22 protein-coding genes are annotated in these 21,644 nt (G+C 74.9%); 10 read left to right on the forward strand and 12 right to left on the reverse strand.

Annotated elements, in window-relative coordinates:
• The first annotated feature begins 16 nt into the window (after positions 1-16).
• On the forward strand, positions 17-472 hold the full coding sequence (locus AB0I11_RS21975) for a helix-turn-helix transcriptional regulator (RefSeq protein ID WP_357323362.1): 456 nt from the start codon (positions 17-19) through the stop codon (positions 470-472).
• A 103-nt stretch (positions 473-575) separates the two neighbouring features.
• On the opposite strand, the gene AB0I11_RS21980 is transcribed toward AB0I11_RS21975, so the two are convergent.
• Positions 576-863, reverse strand: a complete 288-nt coding sequence (locus AB0I11_RS21980) for a DUF1905 domain-containing protein (RefSeq protein WP_357323365.1) — start codon at positions 861-863, stop codon at positions 576-578.
• A gap of 117 nt (positions 864-980) precedes the next feature.
• On the opposite strand from AB0I11_RS21980, the gene AB0I11_RS21985 reads away from it, so the two are divergent.
• Positions 981-2,270: a histidine kinase gene (locus tag AB0I11_RS21985; protein WP_357323368.1), complete on the forward strand. Its 1,290-nt coding sequence runs from the start codon at positions 981-983 to the stop codon at positions 2,268-2,270.
• The gene (locus AB0I11_RS21990) at positions 2,258-2,914 is read left to right on the forward strand and encodes a response regulator transcription factor (RefSeq protein WP_357323371.1); all 657 of its coding nucleotides are present in this window, start codon (positions 2,258-2,260) and stop codon (positions 2,912-2,914) included. The genes AB0I11_RS21985 and AB0I11_RS21990 overlap by 13 nt, the downstream gene beginning before the upstream one ends.
• 105 nt (positions 2,915-3,019) lie before the next feature.
• Here AB0I11_RS21990 and AB0I11_RS21995 read toward each other — a convergent pair whose 3' ends face one another.
• From AB0I11_RS21995 to AB0I11_RS22005, 3 genes are all read right to left on the reverse strand, one after another.
• Positions 3,020-3,442, reverse strand: coding sequence for an acyl-CoA thioesterase (locus AB0I11_RS21995; RefSeq protein ID WP_357323374.1), 423 nt, complete (start codon positions 3,440-3,442; stop codon positions 3,020-3,022).
• Positions 3,443-3,644: 202 nt separating this feature from the next.
• Complete coding sequence (locus tag AB0I11_RS22000) at positions 3,645-4,625, reverse strand: DUF2804 domain-containing protein (protein WP_357323377.1); 981 nt, start codon at positions 4,623-4,625, stop codon at positions 3,645-3,647.
• 61 nt (positions 4,626-4,686) lie between these two features.
• The gene (locus tag AB0I11_RS22005; protein ID WP_357323379.1) at positions 4,687-5,904 is read right to left on the reverse strand and encodes an Ig-like domain-containing protein; all 1,218 of its coding nucleotides are present in this window, start codon (positions 5,902-5,904) and stop codon (positions 4,687-4,689) included.
• A 386-nt stretch (positions 5,905-6,290) separates the two neighbouring features.
• Between AB0I11_RS22005 and AB0I11_RS22010 the strand changes: the two genes are divergently transcribed.
• Positions 6,291-7,505, forward strand: a complete 1,215-nt coding sequence (locus tag AB0I11_RS22010) for a GAF domain-containing SpoIIE family protein phosphatase (protein ID WP_357323382.1) — start codon at positions 6,291-6,293, stop codon at positions 7,503-7,505.
• A gap of 47 nt (positions 7,506-7,552) precedes the next feature.
• Positions 7,553-8,299, forward strand: coding sequence for an N-acetyltransferase (locus AB0I11_RS22015; protein WP_357323385.1), 747 nt, complete (start codon positions 7,553-7,555; stop codon positions 8,297-8,299).
• A gap of 51 nt (positions 8,300-8,350) precedes the next feature.
• Here the strand turns inward: AB0I11_RS22015 and AB0I11_RS22020 are convergent, their stop codons facing one another.
• From AB0I11_RS22020 to AB0I11_RS22030, 3 genes are all read right to left on the reverse strand, one after another.
• Complete coding sequence (locus AB0I11_RS22020; protein WP_357323388.1) at positions 8,351-9,367, reverse strand: SDR family oxidoreductase; 1,017 nt, start codon at positions 9,365-9,367, stop codon at positions 8,351-8,353.
• 183 nt (positions 9,368-9,550) lie between these two features.
• On the reverse strand, positions 9,551-11,140 hold the full coding sequence (locus tag AB0I11_RS22025) for a DHA2 family efflux MFS transporter permease subunit (RefSeq protein ID WP_357323391.1): 1,590 nt from the start codon (positions 11,138-11,140) through the stop codon (positions 9,551-9,553).
• 165 nt (positions 11,141-11,305) lie between these two features.
• Positions 11,306-12,238, reverse strand: coding sequence for an AraC family transcriptional regulator (locus AB0I11_RS22030; protein ID WP_357323394.1), 933 nt, complete (start codon positions 12,236-12,238; stop codon positions 11,306-11,308).
• Between the two features lie 110 nt (positions 12,239-12,348).
• Here AB0I11_RS22030 and AB0I11_RS22035 point away from each other — a divergent pair, with 110 nt between their 5' ends.
• The gene (locus AB0I11_RS22035) at positions 12,349-12,840 is read left to right on the forward strand and encodes an anthrone oxygenase family protein (protein ID WP_357323398.1); all 492 of its coding nucleotides are present in this window, start codon (positions 12,349-12,351) and stop codon (positions 12,838-12,840) included.
• A gap of 12 nt (positions 12,841-12,852) precedes the next feature.
• On the opposite strand, the gene AB0I11_RS22040 is transcribed toward AB0I11_RS22035, so the two are convergent.
• Positions 12,853-13,425: a DUF305 domain-containing protein gene (locus AB0I11_RS22040; protein ID WP_357323401.1), complete on the reverse strand. Its 573-nt coding sequence runs from the start codon at positions 13,423-13,425 to the stop codon at positions 12,853-12,855.
• A 66-nt stretch (positions 13,426-13,491) separates the two neighbouring features.
• Positions 13,492-14,241, reverse strand: coding sequence for a lytic polysaccharide monooxygenase (locus AB0I11_RS22045; protein ID WP_357323405.1), 750 nt, complete (start codon positions 14,239-14,241; stop codon positions 13,492-13,494).
• 295 nt (positions 14,242-14,536) lie between these two features.
• On the opposite strand from AB0I11_RS22045, the gene AB0I11_RS22050 reads away from it, so the two are divergent.
• On the forward strand, positions 14,537-16,642 hold the full coding sequence (locus AB0I11_RS22050; protein ID WP_357323409.1) for a cellulose binding domain-containing protein: 2,106 nt from the start codon (positions 14,537-14,539) through the stop codon (positions 16,640-16,642).
• Positions 16,643-16,752: 110 nt separating this feature from the next.
• Here AB0I11_RS22050 and AB0I11_RS22055 read toward each other — a convergent pair whose 3' ends face one another.
• The 3 genes from AB0I11_RS22055 to AB0I11_RS22065 form a co-directional block, all read right to left on the reverse strand.
• Positions 16,753-17,631: a phosphatase PAP2 family protein gene (locus AB0I11_RS22055; protein WP_357323412.1), complete on the reverse strand. Its 879-nt coding sequence runs from the start codon at positions 17,629-17,631 to the stop codon at positions 16,753-16,755.
• Between the two features lie 98 nt (positions 17,632-17,729).
• Complete coding sequence (locus AB0I11_RS22060) at positions 17,730-19,367, reverse strand: MDR family MFS transporter (RefSeq protein WP_357323415.1); 1,638 nt, start codon at positions 19,365-19,367, stop codon at positions 17,730-17,732.
• Positions 19,364-19,819, reverse strand: coding sequence for a MarR family transcriptional regulator (locus AB0I11_RS22065; RefSeq protein ID WP_357323418.1), 456 nt, complete (start codon positions 19,817-19,819; stop codon positions 19,364-19,366). Before AB0I11_RS22065 ends, AB0I11_RS22060 begins: the two co-directional genes overlap by 4 nt.
• Positions 19,820-19,922: 103 nt before the next feature.
• Here AB0I11_RS22065 and AB0I11_RS22070 point away from each other — a divergent pair, with 103 nt between their 5' ends.
• From AB0I11_RS22070 to AB0I11_RS22080, 3 genes are read left to right on the forward strand one after another with little or no spacing between them, the layout of a single operon-like run.
• On the forward strand, positions 19,923-20,525 hold the full coding sequence (locus AB0I11_RS22070; RefSeq protein ID WP_357323421.1) for a TetR family transcriptional regulator: 603 nt from the start codon (positions 19,923-19,925) through the stop codon (positions 20,523-20,525).
• Between the two features lie 47 nt (positions 20,526-20,572).
• The gene (locus tag AB0I11_RS22075) at positions 20,573-20,932 is read left to right on the forward strand and encodes an MmcQ/YjbR family DNA-binding protein (RefSeq protein WP_357323424.1); all 360 of its coding nucleotides are present in this window, start codon (positions 20,573-20,575) and stop codon (positions 20,930-20,932) included.
• A 28-nt stretch (positions 20,933-20,960) separates the two neighbouring features.
• Positions 20,961-21,593 carry a GNAT family N-acetyltransferase gene (locus AB0I11_RS22080; RefSeq protein ID WP_357323427.1) on the forward strand — a complete coding sequence of 211 codons (633 nt, stop codon included), beginning with the start codon at positions 20,961-20,963 and terminating at the stop codon, positions 21,591-21,593.
• Positions 21,594-21,644 lie beyond the last annotated feature (51 nt).

Genomic DNA, 21,644 nt, shown 5'->3' on the forward strand with positions numbered 1-21,644 from the left:
GGAACGGACACCCCTCATGTGTCATCCCGCCTGGGCCCGCGCGCGGACCGCCGCGCAGCGCCTGCGCGACCTGGCGCGGCTGCGCCGGGTCCGCGACCGGATCGACCGCGAGTACGCGCGGCCACTGGACGTCGAGGCGCTCGCCCGCGCCGCGAACCTGACGGCCGGCCAGCTCAGCCGCGCGTTCCGGCTCGCCTACGGACGGTCGCCGTACGCGTACCTGATGGTCCGGCGCGTCGAGCGGGCGACGGCCCTGCTGCGCCACGGCGACCTCAGCGTCACCGAGGTCTGCCGGGCCGTCGGCTGCCCGTCGCCGGGCATCTTCCACACCCGCTTCACCGAGCAGGTCGGCGTGCCGCCGGCCGCCTACCGGCGCGCGACGGGCGACGCGACCGGGACCGGGCCGCCGGGACGACCGGCCCGGGCACCCGGCGAGCGGCCGGTGGCCGCCGCGCTGGCCACCACGGGCTGAGGGCCCCCGCCGTCCCGGCCGCCGCGCACCCGACGGCCGGGGTGGCGGGCCGGGGCGGTGACCGGGTGGCGGGCCGGGGCGGTGGTGGGCCGGGCGGTGGCGATCACCGCGCCACGGTGAGCTGCACCGTCACCGGCTCACCGGGCTCCAGGCCCTCGGCCCGGCGCACCGCCGCCTTGACCGGGACGATGTACCGGCCGTCCTTCGGCCAGAGCGAGGTCTGCCAGCTGGTCCGGCCGATCCGCGCGGTCACCGGGATCATGCCCCAGCCGTACGTCACCGAGGGCGACGCCGCCGCCAGCGCGCCGCACTGCTCCGCCGGCACCGTGACGAAGTGCCAGGGCGCCGGGCCCCGCCAGAACCACATCTCGCCGCTGAACTCCAGCTCCACCGGCTCAGGATAGGAGCCGACCGGCGCCCGCGCGGGCCCCGGGGTAGGGCCAGGCCCACCCGGGAAGGGGGTCCAGCCGGCTGGGCCGGCCCGGCCGCCCTGGCTAGCGTCACCAGCATGATCGAGGACCGACCGACCCACCTCGCGGCGGCGCTGCGCCGGCGCGGCTATCCGCTCTCCCCGTGGCCCTGGCGGGCCCTGGCGTACGCGGCCACCTCCCCGGCGGTGGCCGGGCCGTTCGCCGTCGGGCTGTTCGTCGTCGCGGCTCCCCTGCTGGCGGTCGTCAGCGCGGCCCGCCAGGGCCGTCCGGTGGCGTTGCCCGTGCTCGCCTTCCTCACCGTCGTCGCCCTGCTGGTGCTGGCGCTCGCGCCCCTGGCGAGCGTCCCGGTCGCCGCCGTGGAGCGGTGGCGGCTCGGTCTGGTCGACGCCCGCCCGCTGCCCGGCCCGCGCGCCGCCGGCCTGGCCGCCCGCTACACCGGCGCGGCGGCGTGGCGGGAGACCGCGTACCTCTGCTTCCTGGCCGCGGTGGTGCCCGCCGGATACGGGATGTTCGCCCTGCTCGCGCTGGTCGACGTGGCACTGCTGACCGGCCCGTGGCTGGCCGGGCACGGCGAGCGGATCGTGCTGCTGGAGGCCACCGTCGACACGCCCCGGCAGGCGGTCCCGTACGCGCTGCTGGCGCTGCTGCTGGTGCCGGTGCTGTGGTACGCCGCCGGCCTGCTCGTCGCCGGGCAGGCCGCGGTGGCCCGGTGGCTGCTCGGCGGCGCGACCGAGCAGGTCGCGCTGCGCGAGGTGACCCGCTCCCGGGCCCGGCTGGTCGACGCGTACGAGGCGGAACGGCGCCGCATCGAACGCGACGTGCACGACGGCGCGCAGCCGCGGCTGACCAGCCTCACCCTCCAGCTCGGCATGGCCCGCCTCGACGTGCCCGAGGACTCCCCCGCCGCGCAGCCGCTGGCGGCCGCGCACGAGCAGGCCAAGGAGCTGATGGTGCTGCTCCGGCAGATCGTCCGGGGCGTCCGCCCGCCGCACCTCACCGAGCTCGGTCTGGCCGGCGCGGTCCGGGAACTGGCCACCCGGGCCACCGTCCCGGTCACCGTCCACACCGACCTGCCGCAGCCGGTGCCGGAACTGGCGGAGACCACCGCGTACTACGTGGTCTCCGAGTCCCTGGCCAACGTCGCGCGGCACGCCGGGGCGACCCGCGCCCAGGTCCGGCTCAGCCGGGCCGGCCGTACCCTGCTCGTGGAGATCGAGGACGACGGCCGCGGCGGCGCCGACCCGGCCGGCGGTACCGGGCTCACCGGCCTGGCGGATCGGGTCGGCGCGGCCGACGGGCGGCTGCTGCTGGCCAGCCCGGCCGGGGGCCCTACCCTGGTGCGGGTGGAGCTGCCGTGCCGCCGGTGATCCGGGTCGTGCTCGCCGAGGACGAGGTCCTGCTGCGCGACGGGCTCGTCGGCCTGCTGACCCGGTTCGACTTCGCGGTGGCCGCCGCCGTCGGCTCGGCGCCGGAGCTGCGCGCCGCGGTCGACGCCCACGCGCCGGACCTGGTCGTCACCGACATCCGGATGCCGCCGGGCCGCCGCGACGACGGCCTGCGCGCGGCGGTCGCGCTACGCGAGGAACGCCCGGACCTCCCGGTCGTGGTGCTCAGCCAGCACGTGCAGGCCGAGTACGCGGCGGCGCTGCTCGGCAGCGGCGACGGCCGGCGCGTCGGCTACCTGCTCAAGGATCGCGTCGCCGACGTCGCCGAGTTCGCCGGCACGCTGCGCCGGGTGGCCGGCGGTGGCACGGCGATCGACCCGGACGTGGTACGCCACCTGCTGCGCCGGCCGCGGGATCCGCTGGCCACCCTCTCCCCCCGCGAGCGGGAGGTGCTCGCGCTGGTCGCCGAGGGCCACTCCAACGCGGCGATCGCGGCGCGGCTGCACGTCACCGACGCGGCGGTCGGCAAGCACGTGGGCAACATCCTGACCAAGCTCGACCTGCCGCCCAGCGACGACACCAACCGCCGGGTGCTGGCGGTGCTCACCTACCTGGGCGCCCGCTGAGCCGATCCGGGCGCGGCGCACGACGCGCACGGGATGCGCGACCCGGACGCGGTGGGCGACCCGGACGCGGCTCGCGACCCGGACGCGGCGGGCGACCCGGGTGGGTCACAGGTTGAGCGGGCCCGGGTCGGTGGCCAGCTCCGCGAAGCGCCGGCGCGGGTCGGGAACCAGCCGCCGGGCGGCCAGGTCGAGCAGACCGCCCACCCCGGTCACCTCGGCGACCCGGGTGCCGTCCGCACGGGTCAGCTCCTGCACGATCTGGAAGGTCTTGCCCTCGCCCCAGCGGAACTCGCAGGACACGTCCACCTCGTCGCCGCCGCGCAGCTCGCGCAGGTAGCGGACGGTGACCTCCAGCGCGACCGGGCCCACCCCGCCGGCGAGCAGCCGGTCCTGGGAGATGCCGGCGGCGCGCAGGCACTCCCACCGGGCGTGCTCGCCGTACTGCAGGTAGACGGCCTGGTTCAGGTGGCCCTGCGTGTCGAGCTCGTAGCCGCGGACGGTGACGCGTACCCGGAACGGATCTGCCATGCCCGCGAGCGTAGCGAGGGCCGCGCCCCGGCCGCCGGGCCCCCGTCACCGGCACGGGACACCCGGCGGCCCGCCGCCTCACTCGTTGCGGGCCGTGTCGCCGTCGCGCTTCAGGTCGTAGCCGTGGCCGGGCTCGCGCTCCACCAGGCCGAGCGGGGTCAACGGAACACGACGGTGGGACGGCCCGGGCGGCCGCCCGCGGTCACCAGCGGTTGCGCGCCTCCTCGGCCCAGCCGACCAGGCCGTCCAGGTCGACCCGCTCCCCCGCTTCGGTGGCGGCCCAGCCGGAGAAGTGCCCGAAACACTGGTGGGTCTCGCTGGCCAGCACGCCGAGGTTGGTCCTCGCCCGCCGCTCGTGGAACGGGTGGAACCGCACGTCCACCCCCGGGCCGCTGATGTGCCACGGCCGCAGCCAGTCCGTGCGGTCGTAGCGCCAGGTCAGCTCGGCGCCGATCTTGTGCAGCCGGCCGTCGACGACGAGCGCGTTCTCGGTCGAGCCGGTGCCGTCGGTCCACCGCCCGCCGAGTTGGATCGCCCGGCCGGCGCCGCTGCCGGCCGCCCAGTTCCACCGCACCGCGTACGGCCACTTGCCGCGGCCGTGGTCCAGCACGGCGAACGAGTCCGCCGCACCGACCGGGAACCCGGTGCCGTCCACGCGCAGCGTGCCGCGCACCGGCCGGCCGACGTCCTTGACGGTGTACTGGAACCGCCGCCTGCTCCAGGGCACCACGACGCCGAGCGACTCGTGCCCCGGCGGCATCGGCACCGTCAGGTCGATCTGCACCCCCGGGGCCACCGCCCGAATGGTGCTGCCCTCGGGACGCTGGTCGACGTCGATCGTCAGGCCGGGGCCGGCGGCGTGCACCAGGCCGGCCCCGCTGCGCGGCGGGAGGGCCGCGGCCCGGGCGAACGGGACCACCACCTCAGTGTTCCGCTCCAGCCCGGTACGGCGGTCGAGCAGGTAGACGCTGTGCACCCCGGCGTAGTCCAGCGCCGAGGCGACCAACCCGACGATGTGGGTCGGGGTGACGATCCCCCAGTACTCCCACCGCTTGGCCCGCCCCCACCCGCGCAGGTTCGCCCGGTGCAACGGCCGGCGGGTCCAGCCGATCGCGGCCGGGTTGAGCCGGCCGTTCGGCAGGCACAGGTCGACCGGCTCGGTGATCTCCCGCTCGTGCGTCACGACGGCCGGCCGGCACCGCCGCCCGTCGGCCCGCACGCCGCAGGCCGGACGCGGCGGCCGGTCACCACTTGTCCCACGGCACGGCCCAGGCGCTGCCGTCGCTGACCGCCATCTGCCGGGGGGTGTTGCGGACGTCGACCACGTCGCCGAGGCGGAACGTCTCGTAGAACCAGCGGGCGTGCGCCGGGCCCACGTTGATGCAGCCGTGCGAGGTGTTCCGGTTGCCGTGGGCGCCGATGTTCCAGTCGGCCAGGTGCACGAACTCGCCGGAGTACGAGATCCGCAGGCAGAGCTTGATGACCTCGTCGTAGTAGTTGGGGTCCTTGCGGTCGACGATGCCGTAGCTGGACGAGGTCATCCGGTGCGAGGGCTCCCGGGTCATCACCACGTGCGGCCCGGAGCGGGTCCAGTAGCTGACGGTCTGGCCGTTCGCGCCGACGGCGGTGCCGCCCTTGCCCATGCTCACCGGGATGTCGCGCACCATCCGCCCGTCGATGTAGACCTTCATCCGGTGGCTGCGCGCGTCGGCGATGGCGATCCGGGACGGGCCGATGGTGAAGTTCGTGCTGGCGCTGGCGCCGCCGTAGACGCCCTTGCCGAGATCCTGGCCGAACAGGTCGACCCGGACGGAGACCTTGGTGCCGGGGGTCCAGTACTTCGCCGGCCGCCAGTGCGCGTTCCGCCCGTCGATCCAGCGCCACCGCCCCGCCACGGCCGGGGTGGTCTGCACCACCATGGACTTCTCGGCCTCGGCGCGGTTCTTCACCGACCTGGCGAAGTTCACCATCACCACCTGGCCGACCCCGTACGTGCCGCCGGAGCGCAGCGCGGTCAGCGCGTTGGCCTGGAAGGTGACCGACGCGACGCCGGCCGGCTTGACCGTGCTGAAGGTGCTCTTGTGCTGGGTCAGCGCGCCGGTGGCGTCGGCCACCGAGGCGGTGACCGTGTAGGTCCTGCCGTAGGCGAGCCGGCCGGTGGAACGCCACGAGTTGTCCTCGGCGCCCGCCTCACCGGCGACGGTCCTGCCCCCGGAGGTCACCGAGACGTCCTTGAGCGTGCCGCCCCGCACCGACACCACCACCGGGTCCAGCGGGGAGACCCGCTTGGCGCCGGCGGTCGGCGTGACGGCCACCGTGACCTCGGGGACGGGCTCCTCCGCCGCCACCTGACCGGGCTGTGACCAGGCGGCACTCGAGGCGGCCTTGTCGTTGCAACCGGCCGTCACCAGGCCGGCGGTGACGCCCAACCCGGTGCCGATCAACTTTCGACGAGTGATCATCGCGTTCCTCTCCGCCCGGAGAGTACTTGCCCAGGCCCCGCCGCGGGAGGCCCGGTGGCCGGTTGCCGACAGTGGATCACGAGCCGGGCGACCGCCCGGCCCGCCGGTGACCGTGTCGTAACGTTGGCGGTGGACGATCGGAGCATGCGGCTCGCCCGACGGAACCTGCTCGGCACGGCGGCGCAGCCGGGATGACGGACCTGGCGACCGGCGGCCGACCGGACGATCGGGACCGGCCCGGGATGGGCTCGGCCGCCCCGCTCCCGCCCGGCGGCCGGCACGACGGTGCGTGTCCTCACGGTCACCGAATGCGGATTCGGGAGCCCGGGCCGGCGGTCCGGGGTGCCCCCAAGCGAAGCTTGCCAAACTGCAACTACGATCCGGGGGTGGTCAGGGCGGAGAGCCAGCAGGACGAGCAGCGGTGGCGCCATGTGGAGGCGGCCACCGGGGCGACGCTGTCCCGCCTCGACGTCGCCGACCTCTTCGACGAGGTGCTCGACCGGGTCCGCGAGCTGCTGCAGGTCGACACCGCCGCCATCCTCCTGCTCGACGTGCGCGCCCGGCACCTGGTGGCCACCGCGGCCCGGGGCCTGGAGGAGGAGGTCCGGCAGGGTTTCCGGGTCTCCGTCGGGCGGGGTTTCGCCGGCCAGGTCGCGCTCACCCAGCGGCCGGTGATCATCGAGGACGTCAGCCGGGACAAGGTGGTGAACCCGGTGCTGTTGCAGACCGGGGTGCGCTCCCTGCTGGGGGTGCCGATCTTCTCCGGCGGCAGCCTGGTCGGCGTGCTGCACGTCGGCTCGCTCGTCCCGCGCCGGTTCGGCCCGGACGACGTCCGCCTGCTGGAACTGGTCGCCACCCACGTGGGGCTGGCGGGTCGGGTCCGGCAGAACACCCTCGACCACTCCGCGGCCCTGGCGCTGCAGCGCAGCCTGATCCCCGCCGAGCTGCCGGACCTGCCGAGCCTGCAGATGGCCGGCCGGTACGTGCCCGGCCACGCCTCCGGCGTCGGCGGCGACTGGTACGACGTGTTCACCCTGCCGTCGGGCTGGTTGGGCGTGGTGATGGGCGACGTGTCCGGCCACGGCCTGCAGTCGGCGATAATCATGGGCCGCATCCGCAGCGCGCTGCGGGCGTACGCGCTGGTCTGCGACGACCCCGCGGAGGCGCTCACCCTGCTCGACCGCAAGGTGGTCCACTTCGAGGCGGGCAGCCTCACCACGGCGTTGTACGCGATGATCCCGCCCGACGGCGCGACCATCCACCTCTCGCTGGCCGGGCATCCCGCGCCGGTGCTGGCCGCCCCCGGCCGGCGCACCGCCACCGTCGCGGCGCACATCGACCCACCGCTGGGCATCGGCCGGACCGGGATCCGGCGCCGCACCACGGCGATCGACTTCCCGCCCGGTGGCGTCCTGCTCGCCTACACCGACGGGCTCGTGGAACGCCGCGACGAACTCTTCGACGCCGGGGTCGCCCGGCTGGCCGCCGCCGTCCCGCTGGCCTCGCCGGACACGGTGTGCGACACCGTGATGGCCACCCTGGACGCGGAGAACCCGGCCGACGACGTGGCGCTGCTGGCGATCCGCCGCTCCGGCGGCTGACCGAATATGCCGCGCGGCGCCCGCCGGCCGACGCTACCGTCCCGGCTGTGACCCTCGACATCGTCTCCCTGGCCGACCGTCCCGACCTGGCCCCGCTGCTCGGCAACGACGACTTCGCCGGCGCCTGGCCGGCGTTCATGCTCTGGGATCCGATGGGCGCCGTCTACTACGCCGTCGCCGACGAGCTGTACCCCGAGTTCGTCTTCGCCGCCGTCGACCCGGCCGAGCCGGGACGCGCCGTCGCCCGGGCGTACGCGGTGCCGGTGCGGTGGACGGAGCCGGAGCTGCCCGACGGCGGCTGGGACCGGATGATCCAGCGCTCGGCCGTCGACCGGCTCACCGGCGCCACCCCGACCATGGTGTCGGCGCTGGAGATCTGCGTCCGGCCCGACCGGCGGGGCGGCGGGCTGTCCGGGCTGATGCTCGCCGCGATGCGGGAGGCCGCCGCGAAGCGCGGCTTCGACACCCTGGTCGCGCCGGTCCGCCCGAGCGGCAAGCACACCCGCCCCGACCTCCCGATGACCGAGTACGCCGGGCAGGTCCGCGCCGACGGCCTGCCCGTCGACCCGTGGCTGCGGGTGCACGTACGCGCCGGCGGGCGGATCGAGCGGGTGGCGCCCCGGTCGATGGTGATCAGCGGGACGCTCGCCGACTGGCGGCGCTGGACCGGCCTGCCCTTCGACGCCAGCGGGCCGGTGCACGTGCCCGGAGCCCTGACGCCGGTGCTCTGCGACGTGGCGCACGACCACGCCGTCTACGTCGAGCCGAACGTCTGGGTCCGGCACCGCCTGTAGCCGCCCATCGGCCGGCCCCGCCGCCGGCCGGCACCGTCGGGTGGGCCGGCCTCACCCCGCGGCGCGACGCCAGGCCAGGGCGCCGACGGCGGCGGCGGTGAGCCCCGTCGCGGTGACCAGCCGGTGCCGGGACAGCCAGGCCTGGGCGCTGTGCCGGTGGGCGCGGTCGGTGAACGAGCCACCGGCGCCCCGGTCGCGCCCGCCCGGCCCGTCGGCGGGCAGCCAGAGGTTCGCGGGCCGGTCGGGGTCGGCCGGACGGTCGGTCTGCTGGGCGTCGTAGCCGGTGCGGGCCAGGTAGCGGTCGAGCAGACCGGGCGCGAGGCGGTTGCCGAGGATGGCCAGCGCCGTGGAGGCGCCCACCCAGTACTCGCGGCGGGCGGGCCGGTCAGCGGCGGCCACGATGGCCCGGGCCGCGACGGCCGGCGCGTAGATCGGCGGCACCGGCTGCGCGCGGCGCGGCAGCCGGGACAGCAGCCAGTCGAACTGCGGGGTGTTCAGCGCGGGCAGGTGCACCATGGTCACCGCGATGTTGCTGTGCTCGTGCATCAGCTCGCAGCGCAGCGACTCGGTGAACCCGACGATGGCGTGCTTCGCCCCGCAGTACGCGGACTGCAGCGGGATGCCCCGGTAGGCCAGCGCCGAGCCGACCTGCACGATGACGCCCCGGTCCCGGGGCGTCATGTGGTGCAGCGCCACCCGGGTGCCGTGCACGTAGCCGAGGTAGGTCACCTGCATGGCCCGCTGGAACTCCGCCGGGCGGGTGTCCCGGAACGGCGCGAGGACCGAGCTGAACGCGTTGTTGATCCACAGGTCGATCGGCCCGAGCTCGTCCGCTACGCGCTGGCCGGCGGCGACCACCTGGTCGTGCTCGGCCATGTCGACCTCGACGGGCAGCGCCCGGCTGCCGGCCGCGCGGACCTCCTCGGCCACCGCGTCGAGCCCGGTGCGGCCGCGGGCCAGCAGGGCGATGGCGATGCCGCGCCGGGCGAGCAGGCGGGCGGTGGCCCGGCCCACGCCGGCGCTCGCGCCGGTGATCACGGCCACCTCCGCCTCGCGCCGCCGCCGCATGCCGTCCCTCCCGGTGTCGTCCGTCCGGTCCGGGCTACCCGGTGCGCGGCGGGCTACTCCGCCCGGAGCCCGGCAGGTCGGACCGGGACCGGGACGGTGGCGGCGCGGCGCGGGACCGGCCGCCACGGGCCGCTGCGGCGGACCGGGCCGGCAGGGGTGCCTGGCGGCCCGGTCCGGGCGCAATCAGTGCAGGCCGACCGGCATCGGCGGCCGCTGCTCGCCGGCCTGGTCGTCGACCAGCCGCACCGGCTCCCGGCGGCGGGGCAGGAACGCGGCCGGGATGAAGGTGAGCAGCACCAGCACGAAGCCGACCCAGAAGGTGCTGGCGAAGGCGTCGGCGGCGAAGGCCAGGCCCCGCTCGACCAGCGCCCCCGGCAGCGGGAACTGCTGGAGCAGCTCCGGCCGCTGCTGGGTGGCGATGGCCAGGCCGGCCTCGGTGACCGGCTTGCCGCTCGCCGGGTCGGTCACGCCCGGGATGGGGCGGGAGCCGTTCAGCTCGTTGGTGAGGATCACCGACATCACGGCGGCGCCGACCGAGCCGCCGATCTGCTGGAGGATGTTGACCAGCGTGGAGCCGCGGGCCACCTCCTGCGCGTGCAGGGTCTTCAGCGCCGACGTCATGATCGGCATCATGGTGCCGCCCATGCCCAGACCCATCACGAACAGCGAGCCGCAGAGCAGCCAGTACGAGGTGTGCGGGTCGACCTGGGTGAAGGTGAAGAACCCGGCGGCGATGAGCACCAGCGCGAACGGCACCGTCCGGCCGATCGGCAGCCGGTCGGCCAGCATGCCGGCGATCGGCATGGTGAGCATCGCGCCGATGCCCTGCGGCGCCATGAGCAGGCCGGCGGTGAGCGTCGACTCGCCGCGGATCTGCAGGAAGTAGCTGGGGAAGAGCAGGCCGGCGCCCATGAACGCGATGATGAACACGAACAGGGTGACCGAGGCGATGGTCAGGTTGCGGTTGCGGAACAGCCGCAGGTCCAGCAGCGGGTGCTTGGGCTTGAACGAGTAGAGCACGAAGCTCACGACCAGCACGGCGCCGACCAGCATGGGCAGCCACACCGTGGTGGCGCCGAACCGGCCGGCCTCCGGCAGGGACGAGACGCCGTAGAGGAACAGCGCCAGGCCCGGCGAGAGCATCACCATGCCGAGGATGTCGAACGACTCCGACGGCTCGGGGTTGTCCTTCGGCAGCGCCAGCGCGGCGTAGACCAGCGAGATCGCGCCGATCGGCAGGTTGATCAGGAAGATCCAGTGCCAGCTCGCGGTGTCGATCAGCCAGCCGCCCAGGATCGGGCCACCGATCGGGCCGAGCAGCATGGGGATGCCCAGGACCGCCATCAGCCGGCCGATCCGGTGCGGGCCGGCGGCCCGGGTCATGATCGTCATGCCCAGCGGCATGAGCATGCCGCCGCCGAGACCCTGCAGCACCCGGTAGCCGATCAGCTCGGTGATCGTGTCGGCGGTGGCGCAGAGGCCGGAGCCGATGGTGAACAGGGCCAGCGCGGCCATGTAGAGGCGCTTGGTGCCGAACCGGTCCGCGGCCCAGCCGGTGACCGGGATCACCGTCGCGAGGGCGAGGGTGTAGGCGGTCATGGTCCACGCCACCCGGGCGTACGAGGCGTCGAATTCGGTCTGGAACGTCGGCAGCGCCACGCTGACGACCGTCACGTCGAGGATCGACATGATCGCGCCGAGCACGACGACGCCCGCCACCTTGAGCACCGCGGCGTCGAGTTTGTCCGATGTCGCGACAGCTTGCTGGGTCACTGAAGAATCTCCCGAGTTTCCGGTTGGGCCCTGGTCGGTGGCGGTGCGGCGCCCACCGGGGCGCGCGGTGGCACGCCACGCTGCGTGACGTCCGCAGGAAGACTAGCGACCGCCTCCGACGCCCGGCGCGGGGATTACCGGGCTGCCCCCGATCCGCGGGACGGCTCAGGCCGTCTCCCGGTAGGCCCGCGGACTCACCCCGCGCCGCCGTTTGAAGGCGGCGCTGAGCGCGAACGGGCTGCCGTAGCCGACCCGGCGGGCCACCGCGGTGAGCGTCAGGTCGGTGTCCCGCAGCAGGTCAGCGGCGACCGCGAGGCGCCAGTTCGTGACGAACGCCATCGGCGGCTCACCGACCAGGTCGGTGAAGCGGCGGGCGAACACGGCCCGGGAGACACCCGCCGCCGCGGCGAGCCCCGCGACCGTCCAGGGGTGAGCGGGATCACCCTGGACCAGCCGCACCGCCGGGCCGACCACCGGGTCCCCGGCCGCCCGGTACCACCCCGGCGCCCGGGCCTCGGGGCGGGCGAACCAGCTCCGCAGCACGGCGATGACCAGCAGGTCGAGCAGCCGGTCCAGCACCACCTCCTGGCCGGGCTGGGCGCGGTGCAGCTCCGCCGCGAGCAGCGCGACGACCGGCAGGTCGCCGTCGGCGGCGGGGAGCACCACCAGCGGCGGCAGGGCGGCGAGCAGCCCGGCGCCCACCGCGCCACCGCTGGCGTACGTGCCGGTGAGCAGGGCGGTCGCCGCGTCCGGCCGGGTGCCCCAGGTGCGCAGCCCCAGCGTCATGACGTCGGTGAGGTCCTGGCCGGCGAGGGTGGTGCAGCGCTGGCCCGGGTGGATCACCACCTGTGGCGGCGTCCCGGGCTGGTCGGCGACGGTGTACGGGGCCGGCCCGCGCAGCACCGCGACGTCCCCCGGGCTCAGCGGCACCGGTTCGCCGGCCTCGGGCACCACCCACGCCCCGCCCCGCACCACCGTGGTGACGCTCAGCGGGGCGGCGTCGCGTACCCGGATCGACCACGGCGGGTCCATCACGGTACGCAGCAGGAACGCGTCCCGGGCGCGCAGCCCGCGGAGCACGCCGGCGAGGATGTCCACCGGGCGAGCGTAGACGCGCGCGTATGGGCCGGGGCGTCTCGGCCATGGCCGGCGCGCCCCCGCCCGCGCTGGACTGGCTCCATGATCGGATCGACCGACGGGAGGGCCCGATGACCGGGCTGCGTAACGCCGCGCTGCTGCTGGCGATGGTGACCACGGGACTGATGGCCGGCCTCTTCGCCGGCTTCGCGTACGCGGTGATGCCGGGTCTGTCCCGGCTGGACGACCGGGCCTTCGTGGCCGGCATGCGCGCCATCAACGCGGCCATCCTGAACGGCTGGTTCGCGCTCTGTTTCGGCGGCGCGCTGATCGGCACGCTGGCGGCCGTCCTGCTGCACCTGCCCGCCGACCGGCGCGGACCGCTGCCCTGGCTGCTGGCCGCCCTGCTGCTCTACGGCCTGGTGCTGGTGGTGACGATCGCGGTGAACGTGCCGCTCAACGACCGGCTCGCGGCCGCGGACGGGGTGGCGGATCCGGCGCGACTGCGGGTCATGTTCGAGGGTTCGTGGGTGCGCTGGAACGTGGTGCGGGCGGTGCTGAACACCGCGGCCCTGGGCTGTCTCGGCTGGGCGCTGCTGGTGGCCCGGCCGGTGACCGGCTGAGCGGCGGCCGGCTCAGCGCTGCTCCGTTCGGTAGGTGGCCATCAGCGCCACCTCGGCGGCGCGCGACCGCTGCACGCGCCGGGCCAGGTCGCGGACCCGTTCGCTGGTGCCGGCGCGGATCTGCGCCCGGGCCAGGTCGGCGGCGGTGCGCTGGTGCTCGCTGAGCACGTCGAGTAGCACCCGGTCGGCCGTGCCGGGCGGCGCGGCGCCCAGCCGGGCCAGTCCGGCGGCGGCGTCGCTGTGCCCGGCGTGGTCGTGCCGGGCGGCGGCGGCCGCCGCCGACGGCCCGGCCTCGCGCAGCCAGCCGCGCACGGTGGCCAACTCGTCGGTCTCGGTGGTCTCGACGGCGGCGATCAGGGTACGGATCCGCGGGTCGGTGGCCCGGTCGAGGCCGAGCCGGACGATCTGCAGGGTCTGCTCGGTGTGCGCCGCCAGCATGGTCAGGTACAGCACGTCGATGCCGCTGGTCACCGGCGCGGCGGCCGGCGTGGCTGGGGCCGGGTCGGGCGGCGGCGCGGGGTCGCCGGCGCAGCCGGCGGTGGTGGCCAGCAGGGCCAGCAGGGCGGCGATAAGCGGGCGGCGCATGTCGTACCTCCGATCGGGGCGGGATGGTGGTGCGGCGCACGGCCGGGGTGCGCCGCACCGGGACGGTCAGACCGCCAGCCAGAGGGCGGGCACGTTGGGCGGCTCCCAGCCGGCGATCGCGGTGTGCGCCTGGCGGCACCGGTAGGTCACGCCGTTGTAGGTGACCGGGTCGCCGACCTGGTAGGTCCGGCCGGCGGTCCAGGTGCCGCCCGGCGCGGGCGAGGTGGTGGGGCTGGGGGTCGGCGACGGGCGCGTCGGCGACGGCGTGGGGCTGGGGGTGGGGCTGGGGCTGGGCGTGCCGCCGCCGGAGCCGATCTGAAGGTCGACGCAGGAGTAGAAGGCGTTGGCGGTGTCCGCGATGTTCCAGATGGCCAGCAGTTTCTGCCGGCCGGAGAAGCCGCTCAGGTTGACGGTGTGCGACACGGTGGCCCCGGGCTGCCGGCCGCCGCCGTCGACCACGGCCACCCGGGTGCCGCCGATCCAGTACTCCCAGTTGGCCGTGGCGTGCCGGGCGGTGTTGACCCAGGTGAAGGTCACCGAGGTGCCGACGGTGGTGGCCGGCCAGTTGCGGCTGTCGTCGTTGAGCACGGCGAACTGGGCGATCCCGGCGTGGCAGCTGCGCAGGCCCTTCGGGCCCTCGACGCTCTGTGGCTCGTACTTGATCTGGCCGCAGTCGGGGACCCGGTTCTGCGCGCAGAGCGCCTGCCGGCTGGGGGGCGAGGAGACGTAGCCGTGGGCCTGGGCGGGCGCCGCGACGGCCAGGCTGGCGCCGACGACGCCGGTGGTGAGCAGCGGAAGGGTGATTCTTCGACGCATGGCGAGCAACTCCTTCGTGGGTGGGGAAGGTACCCATGAAGATAAATTAAACTTTGTTAACAGTAAAGACCCTTGTCGATGCCTTCGGTACGGCCCCCGTCGTGCCTTGAGCCGGGTCGGACCGCTGTGGAATTCTTGGTGGCCGATGGTCTGCCGCGCGCGGGGCAGAGCGTCGTCCGATGGGCAACCGGGGCCCGACAGGGCTCCCGGGGGGCGGCGACACATCACCGGCAGCACCACGTCCAGGGTCCGCCGCGGCGCGGCCGGACCCGCCCAGCCCACCGAAGGAACCCCCATGACCAACCGCACCACGCCCGGCTCCCCCGCCCGGGCGTCCGGCCGGCGCCGCTGGACCGCGCTCGCCGCCGGCCTGCTGCTCACCGCCGGCACCCTCACCGGCCTCGACGCCCCGGCCGTGGCCGCGGACGGCGCCCCGGTCACCGTCACCGTCAACGCGCGGGCCGGGCTGGCCCGGGTGCCGGACACCGCGCTCGGCGTCAACCACGCCATCTGGGACGCCAACCTCGGCACCACCCAGACCTCGGACCTGCTGCGCGCCGCCGGCGTGCGGATGCTGCGCTACCCCGGCGGCTCGTACGCCGACATCTACCACTGGCGCGACCACAGCGCGCCCGGCGGCTACGTGGCCCCGGGGACCGACTTCGACACCTTCATGGCCGGGGCCCGCCGGGTCGGCGCCCAGCCCATGATCATCGCCAACTACGGCACCGGCACCGCGGCCGAGGCCGCCGACTGGGTCCGGTACGCCAACGTGACCAAGGGCTACGGCGCGAAGTACTGGACCATCGGCAACGAGAACTACGGCAACGGCCACTACGGCTCCGCCTGGGAGGCCGACGACCACGCCGACAAGAGCGCCACCCAGTACGCCCGGCTGGTCGTCGAGTACGCCGACGCGATGAAGGCCGTCGACCCGAGCATCAAAATCGGCGCGGTGCTGACCATGCCGGCGAACTGGCCGGACGGGCTGACCGCCGGCGCCGACCCCGGGCCCTGGAACCAGACCGTGCTCACCCTGGCCGGCCCGAAGATCGACTTTGTCGACGTGCACTGGTACCCGGGCGGCAGCGCGGCCGACTCGCTGGCCCGGACCGCGCACATCCCCGACGCCAGCTGGCTGCTGCGCCAGCAGCTCGCCCGGTACGCCGGCCCGAACGCCGAGCGGATCGGCATCAGCTTCACCGAGCTGAACGTCGGCGCCGGCCAGAACACCCAGCCCGGGGCGCTGTTCCTCGCCGACGCGTACAGCGGGCTGCTGGAGAACGGCGCCTTCACGGTCCAGTGGTGGAACGTGCACAACGGCATCGGCACCGTCTCCGAGGTGGCCGGGCAGACCGACTACGGCGACTTCGGCCTGCTCTCCAGCGGCGGCTGCACCGCCGACGGCTCGGTCTGCGAACCGCCGTTGAACACGCCGTTCGCGCCGTACCACGGGCTGGCCATGATGAACCTCTTCACCCGCGCCGGTGACCAGTTCGTCCGCGCCGGCACCGACCAGCCGCTGGTCAGCGCGCACGCGGTCCGCCGGGCCGACGGTGACCTCGCGGTGCTGCTGCTGAACAAGGACCCGGAGAACGCCTACCCGGTCACCGTCGACTACGCCGGGTTCACCCCGTCGGGCGCGGCGCCGACCGTGCACACCCTCGCCAACGGCGCCACCGGCATCGCCAGCGGGCAGTCCGGCAGCGCCACCAGCCGGACCCTGCCGCCGTACTCGCTGACCACCCTGGTGCTGCACCCGGCCGGCCCGACCCAGGTCGCGCCCGGCGCGCCGGGCCAGCCCACCGCCGGCGCGGTCACCGACCGGACCGCCACCATCTCCTGGCCGGCCGCCACCCGCGCGCCGGGCGGCGCGCCGATCGCCAAGTACGAGGTGTACCGGCAGTACGGCGCGATCGGCGAGCAGCTCGGCGAGACGGCCGGCACCAGCCTCACCGTCGGCAACCTCGATCCCGGCCGCCGGTACACCGTGAACGTGCTGGCCCGGGACACCGCCGGCAACGTGTCCTGGTCCTCGCCGCCGCTGACCTTCGTCACCGGCACCCCGGCGGAGAGCGCCTGCGCGGTCCGCTTCACCCTGGGCACCGACTGGGGCAACGGCTACCTGGGCACCGTCGACGTGGTCAACACCGGGCCGAGCCCGATCGACGGCTGGACGCTCACCTGGACCTGGCCGACCCCCTGGCAGCAGGTGAGCAGCGGCTGGAGTGGGACCTGGTCGCAGACCGGCGCCGCGGTGAAGGTCACCAGCACCGACGACAACCGCCGGCTCGCCGCCGGTGGCGGCGCCACGAGCACCGGCTTCGTCGGGGCGTACAGCGGACCGAACGTGCTGCCCACCGCGTTCCGCCTGAACGGCACGCTCTGCACCACGCGCTGAGCGGCCCGCTCTCCGGACCGCGACGCCACCGGGCGGCACCGGCCCGCGGCGCCGCGGCCCCGCGCCGGTCGGACCGGGCCCGCGCCGATCGGCGCGGGCCCGGCTCAGGCCTAGCGTCGACCGTCGCCCACCGTGCCGGCCCGGCTCGGTGGGCGGCGGGGCCGCGGGGGCCGGCGCATCCCGGGGCGTGGCGGCTCGACCAGGTGCGGCCGGAGCCGTACGACCGGCACCGGCACCGCCGTCGGGCCGCGCAGCGCGCGGGGCCGGGGCAGCACGGCCAGGATCAGCCCGAGCAGGGCGACGGCCACGATGCCGTCGAGCCAGTAGTGGTTGCCCGTGCCGACCACCACCAGCAGGGTGAGCAGCGGGTGCGCCAGCCAGAGCCAGCGCAGCCGGCCGGCGGTGACGGCGACGAGCGCGACGGCGACCGCGAGCGCCCAGCCGACGTGCAGCGAGGGCATGGCCGCGTACTGGTTGCTGAGGGTGTCCGCGTCGGGTGCCCCGTAGACGGCCGGACCGTACCGGCGACCGGTGTCGACCAGGCCGGTCAGCGCGGTCATCCGGGGCGGAGCGAGCGGCAGCAGCATGTGCAGCACGAGTGCCGCCCCGGTGAGTGCGACGAGGGCGCGCCGGATCCACCGGTAGTGCGCCGGCTGGCGGAGGTAGAGCCACACCAGGCAGAGCGCGGTGGCCGGGAAGTGCACGTAGGCGTAGTAGCAGTTGGCCAGCTTGACCAGCAGCACGTGGGCGAGGAGCGGGTCCTGCAGCAGGGCCTCGCCGGGCAGGTGCAGCAACCGTTCCAGTCCCCAGACCCGTTCGCCGTTCGTCAGCGCGGTCGACGCCCGGCCGTCGGCGAGGACCCGGCCCGCCTTGTACGCGAGGAACAGCGCGGCCACGAGCGCCAGTTCGCGCAGCGCCCGGTGCACCGCCGCGGCCCGGCCCTGGCCGGCCGGGGCTGAACGGGGGGACGCCGCCTCCGTGGTGTCCACAGTTCCTCGATTCGGGTCGCGGCCGGGTGTCCGGCCTCTCTGGCACGGACCAGGGCCGGCGCCGATGTCGGCGACGGCCCTGGCCCGGGGGTGCGGCGTCAGCGGCGTACCGGATCCTTCGTGCCGGGGTCGATGGCGACCTCGTCGAAGGCGGGCGCACCGTCCACCGCGTCGGCCGCCACCGCGACCGACCGGCTGGTGTCCGGCAGGTCCAGGCTGGACCGCAGCATCACCGGCTTGAGCAACAGCGCGGCGATGATGCCGACCACCGCGATGGCCGCCGAGATGAGGAAGATGTGCCCAGTGGCGTCACCGTACGCGGCCCGCACAATCTCCTGTACCGGGGCCGGCAGCGCGGCCAGGTTCAGGGTGCTGCTGCCGCCACCGCTGCCGGCGGGGATGCCGGCGGCGGCCAGGTCGTGGGTGATCCGGTCGGTGACCCGGCGGGCCAGGACGGCGCCGAGCACGGACACCCCGATGGTGCCGCCGAGCGAGCGGAAGAAGGCGACGGTCGAGCTGGCCGCGCCGATGTCCCTGAGCGCGACGGTGTTCTGCACCGCGAGCACGAGGTTCTGCATGGTCATGCCGACGCCGACCCCGACGATGAACATGGCGGCGCCGACCAGCACCAGCGAGGTCTGGTGGTCGATCGTGCCGAGCAGGGCGAACCCGGCGACCAGGATGATCGAGCCGGCGACGATGTACGGCTTGATCCGGCCGGTGGAGGTGATCAGCCGGCCGGCGACGATCGAGGAGATCAGCACGCCGGCCATCATCGGGATGGTCAGCAGGCCGGCCTCGGTCGGGCTGTAGCCGCGGCCGATCTGGAAGTACTGGCCGAGGAAGACCGCGCCGCCGAACATGGCCATGCCGACCGCGAGGCTGCCGAGGATGGCCAGGGCGGTGGTCCGCTCCCGGACGATGGCCAGCGGCACGACCGGCTCGGCCGCCCGGGACTCGACCCACACCGCCAGGGCGAGCAGCAGCACGGAGCCACCGACCATCGCTCCGGTCTGCCAGGACAGCCAGGCGAACGAGTCGTCGACGAAGGAGATCCAGACCAGCAGCACGCTGACCCCGGCCGCGATGAGGCCGGCGCCCAGGTAGTCGATCTTGACGTTCTCCCGGCGGACGGTCGGCAGGTTAAGCGTGATCTGCAACAGGATCAGCGCGACGGCGGCCACCGGAACGCCGACGAAGAAGCACCAGCGCCAGCCGAGCCACGAGGTGTCGACGATGAGGCCGCCGAGCAGCGGGCCGCCGACGGTGGCCAGCGCCATCACGCCGCCGAGGTAGCCGTTGTAGCGGCCGCGCTCCCGCGGCGGGATCATGGCCGCGATGGCGACCTGGACGAGCGCCTGCAGGCCGCCGACGCCGATGCCCTGGAAGGCGCGGGCGCCGATCAGTTGGCCGGTGCTCTGCGCGAAGCCGGCCACCACCGAGCCGGCCAGGAAGATCACGATGGCGATCTGGATCAGCAGCTTCTTGTTGAACAGGTCGGCCAGCTTGCCCCAGATCGGGGTGGTCGCGGTGGCCGTGAGCAGGGTGGCGGTGACCACCCAGGTGTACTGGGTCTGGGACCCGTTCAGCGCCCCGATGATCTTCGGCAGGGCGGTCGAGACCACCGTGCTGCTGAGCATCGCGACGAAGAGCACCAGTAGCAGACCGCTGAGTGCCTCCAGCGTCCGCCGATGGCTCATGGGCTCGGCTTCAGCCGTTGCGGTGGGTGCGCTCATCGCGCGTCCTCCAGGTTGTCGTGGTGTGCGAGGGCGACCTCGAGGTCGCGGGTGAACCGACCGAGCGCGACGGAGAACGCCGTCACCTCGTCGGGGGTCCAGTCGGCGAGCGCCCCGGCGAGCACCCGGCCGTACCAGTCCTCGGTGTCGGCCAGGGCGGTCCGGCCCGCCTCGGTCAGGGTGAGGCGGCTGGCTCGCCGGTCGTCGGGGTCGGCGGTCCGCTCGACCAGGCCGTCGGCCACCAGGGTGGCGACGGCCCGGCTGACGGTGGACGGGTCGAGCCGGCTCCGCTCGGCCAGGTCGCGCGCCTGGCAGCCGTCGATCTGCCGCAGCAGCCCGACCAGCCCGGGCGGGACGGCCGGCTGGTGGTGGCTGCGCCGCTGCTTGAGCAGCCGGACGCCGGTCAGCAGTTCCTGAAGCCGCGTGCCGAGTTCGCGGGTGGCGGTGTGCACGGTCCTCCTCCGGCCAGCGTTGGTTGCCTCAAGCAATAATCAACGAATCTTGCTCAGTGCGCAACTTTGCCGAATGAGAAACGGATCACGTATGCTGGCCGCCATGCGGGAGACGACCGGGCTCCGGGAGCGCAAGAAGGCGGCCACCCGCCTCGCGCTGCACGAGGCCGCCCTGCGTCTCGCCGCCGAGCAGGGCCCGGAGCGGATCACGGTCGAGGCCATCGCCGACGCCGCCAACGTCTCCCGGCGCACCTTCTCCAACTACTTCTCCAGCAAGGAGGAGGCGCTCTTCCACGGCGACACCGCCCGGCTGCGCCGGATGCTCGACCTGCTGCACGAGCGCCCGGCCGACGAGCCGCCGTGGACCGCGCTCAGCGCGGCGGCCCTGCACCTCGCCGCCGAGGTGTACGACGACCCGGCCCGGGCCTGGCTCGCCCGCCGCCGCGAACTGCACGGCCACCCGGGCCTGCTCGCCCACCAGGTCGTCGCGTACACGGCGATCGAGCGGGAGCTCTCCGGCGAGATCGCCCGCCGGCTCGACGGCCCGGACAGCGGGCTGCGCTCCCGGATCCTGGCCGCCACCTTCCTGGCCACCCTGCGGGTCGGCATCCAGCACTGGATCGAGCACCCCGACCAGCCGCTGGTGGACACCATCCGGGCGGCGCTCGCCGCCGCCCCGCCGGCCCCCCGCCCGCCGGCCGGCTGACGGCGGCGCCACCGCGGGCTGTCGGAGGGGACCGCTACCGTCGGCCGGTGGTCACCGTCGACGACGTCCGCGCCCTCGCCCGGACGCTCCCCCGCACCACCGAGCACGTCATCCACGACCGGATCAAGTTCCGGGTCGGGCGGATCGTCTACGTCGCGTTCTCCCGCGACGAGCGGAGCATGGGCTTCGGCTACCCGAAGGAGCAGCGGGACGCCCTGATCGCCGCCGAACCCGACCTGTTCTTCCTGCCCCGCCCGTCCGACCTGCGCTTCCACTGGGTCTGCTGCCACCTCGACCGGCTCGACCCGGAGCAGATGACCGAGCTGGTGACCGAGGCGTGGCGGATGGTGGTGCCCAAGTTCCTCGCCCGGGAGCGGCTGGGCGACGGCCGCCCGGGGCTTCGGTGAGAGCGGTCTCACGCCGTAGCGTCCGGGCATGAGCAGCACCACCCCGCCGCCGGCCACGGCGGCCGTCCGGCGCTACCGGCCCGCCGACCACGACGCGGTCTACGACATCTGCGTCCGCACCGCCGACGCCGGCGGCGACGCTCGGGGCCGCTACGCCAGCGACGACCTGATGCCCGACCTCTTCGCCGGCCCCTACCTGCACCTGGAACCCGACCTGGCGTTCGTGCTCACCGACGCCGACCGGGTGGTGGGGTACGTGGTGGGCACCGCCGACACCCCGGCCTTCGTCCGCGCCTACCGCCGCGAGTGGATCCCCCGGCTGGCCGACCGCTACCCCGAACCGACCCACGCCCCCCGGACCCCGGACGAGGAGATGATCGCGCTGCACCACCACCCGGAGCGGCTGCTCCTGCCGGACCTGGCCGGATACCCGGCCCACCTGCACATCGACCTGCTCCCCGGCCACCAGCGGCGCGGCCACGGCCGGCGGCTGCTGGAGACGTTCGCGTCCGCCGCCGCCCGGGCCGGCGCACCCGCCCTGCACGTCGGCATGGTCACCGCCAACGCGGCGGCCCGCCGCTTCTACGACGCCCTGGGCTTCCACGTCATCCCGGTGCCCGACCCCGGCCCGCTGACCTACCTGGGTCGCGCCACCGGCTGAGCTGCGGCGGACCGCCCGGTGAGCCCCCACCCGGCGGTGCCGATGGCCACC

This window comes from Micromonospora sp. NPDC050495 (assembly GCF_040655175.1).
GTDB lineage: Bacteria > Actinomycetota > Actinomycetes > Mycobacteriales > Micromonosporaceae > Micromonospora.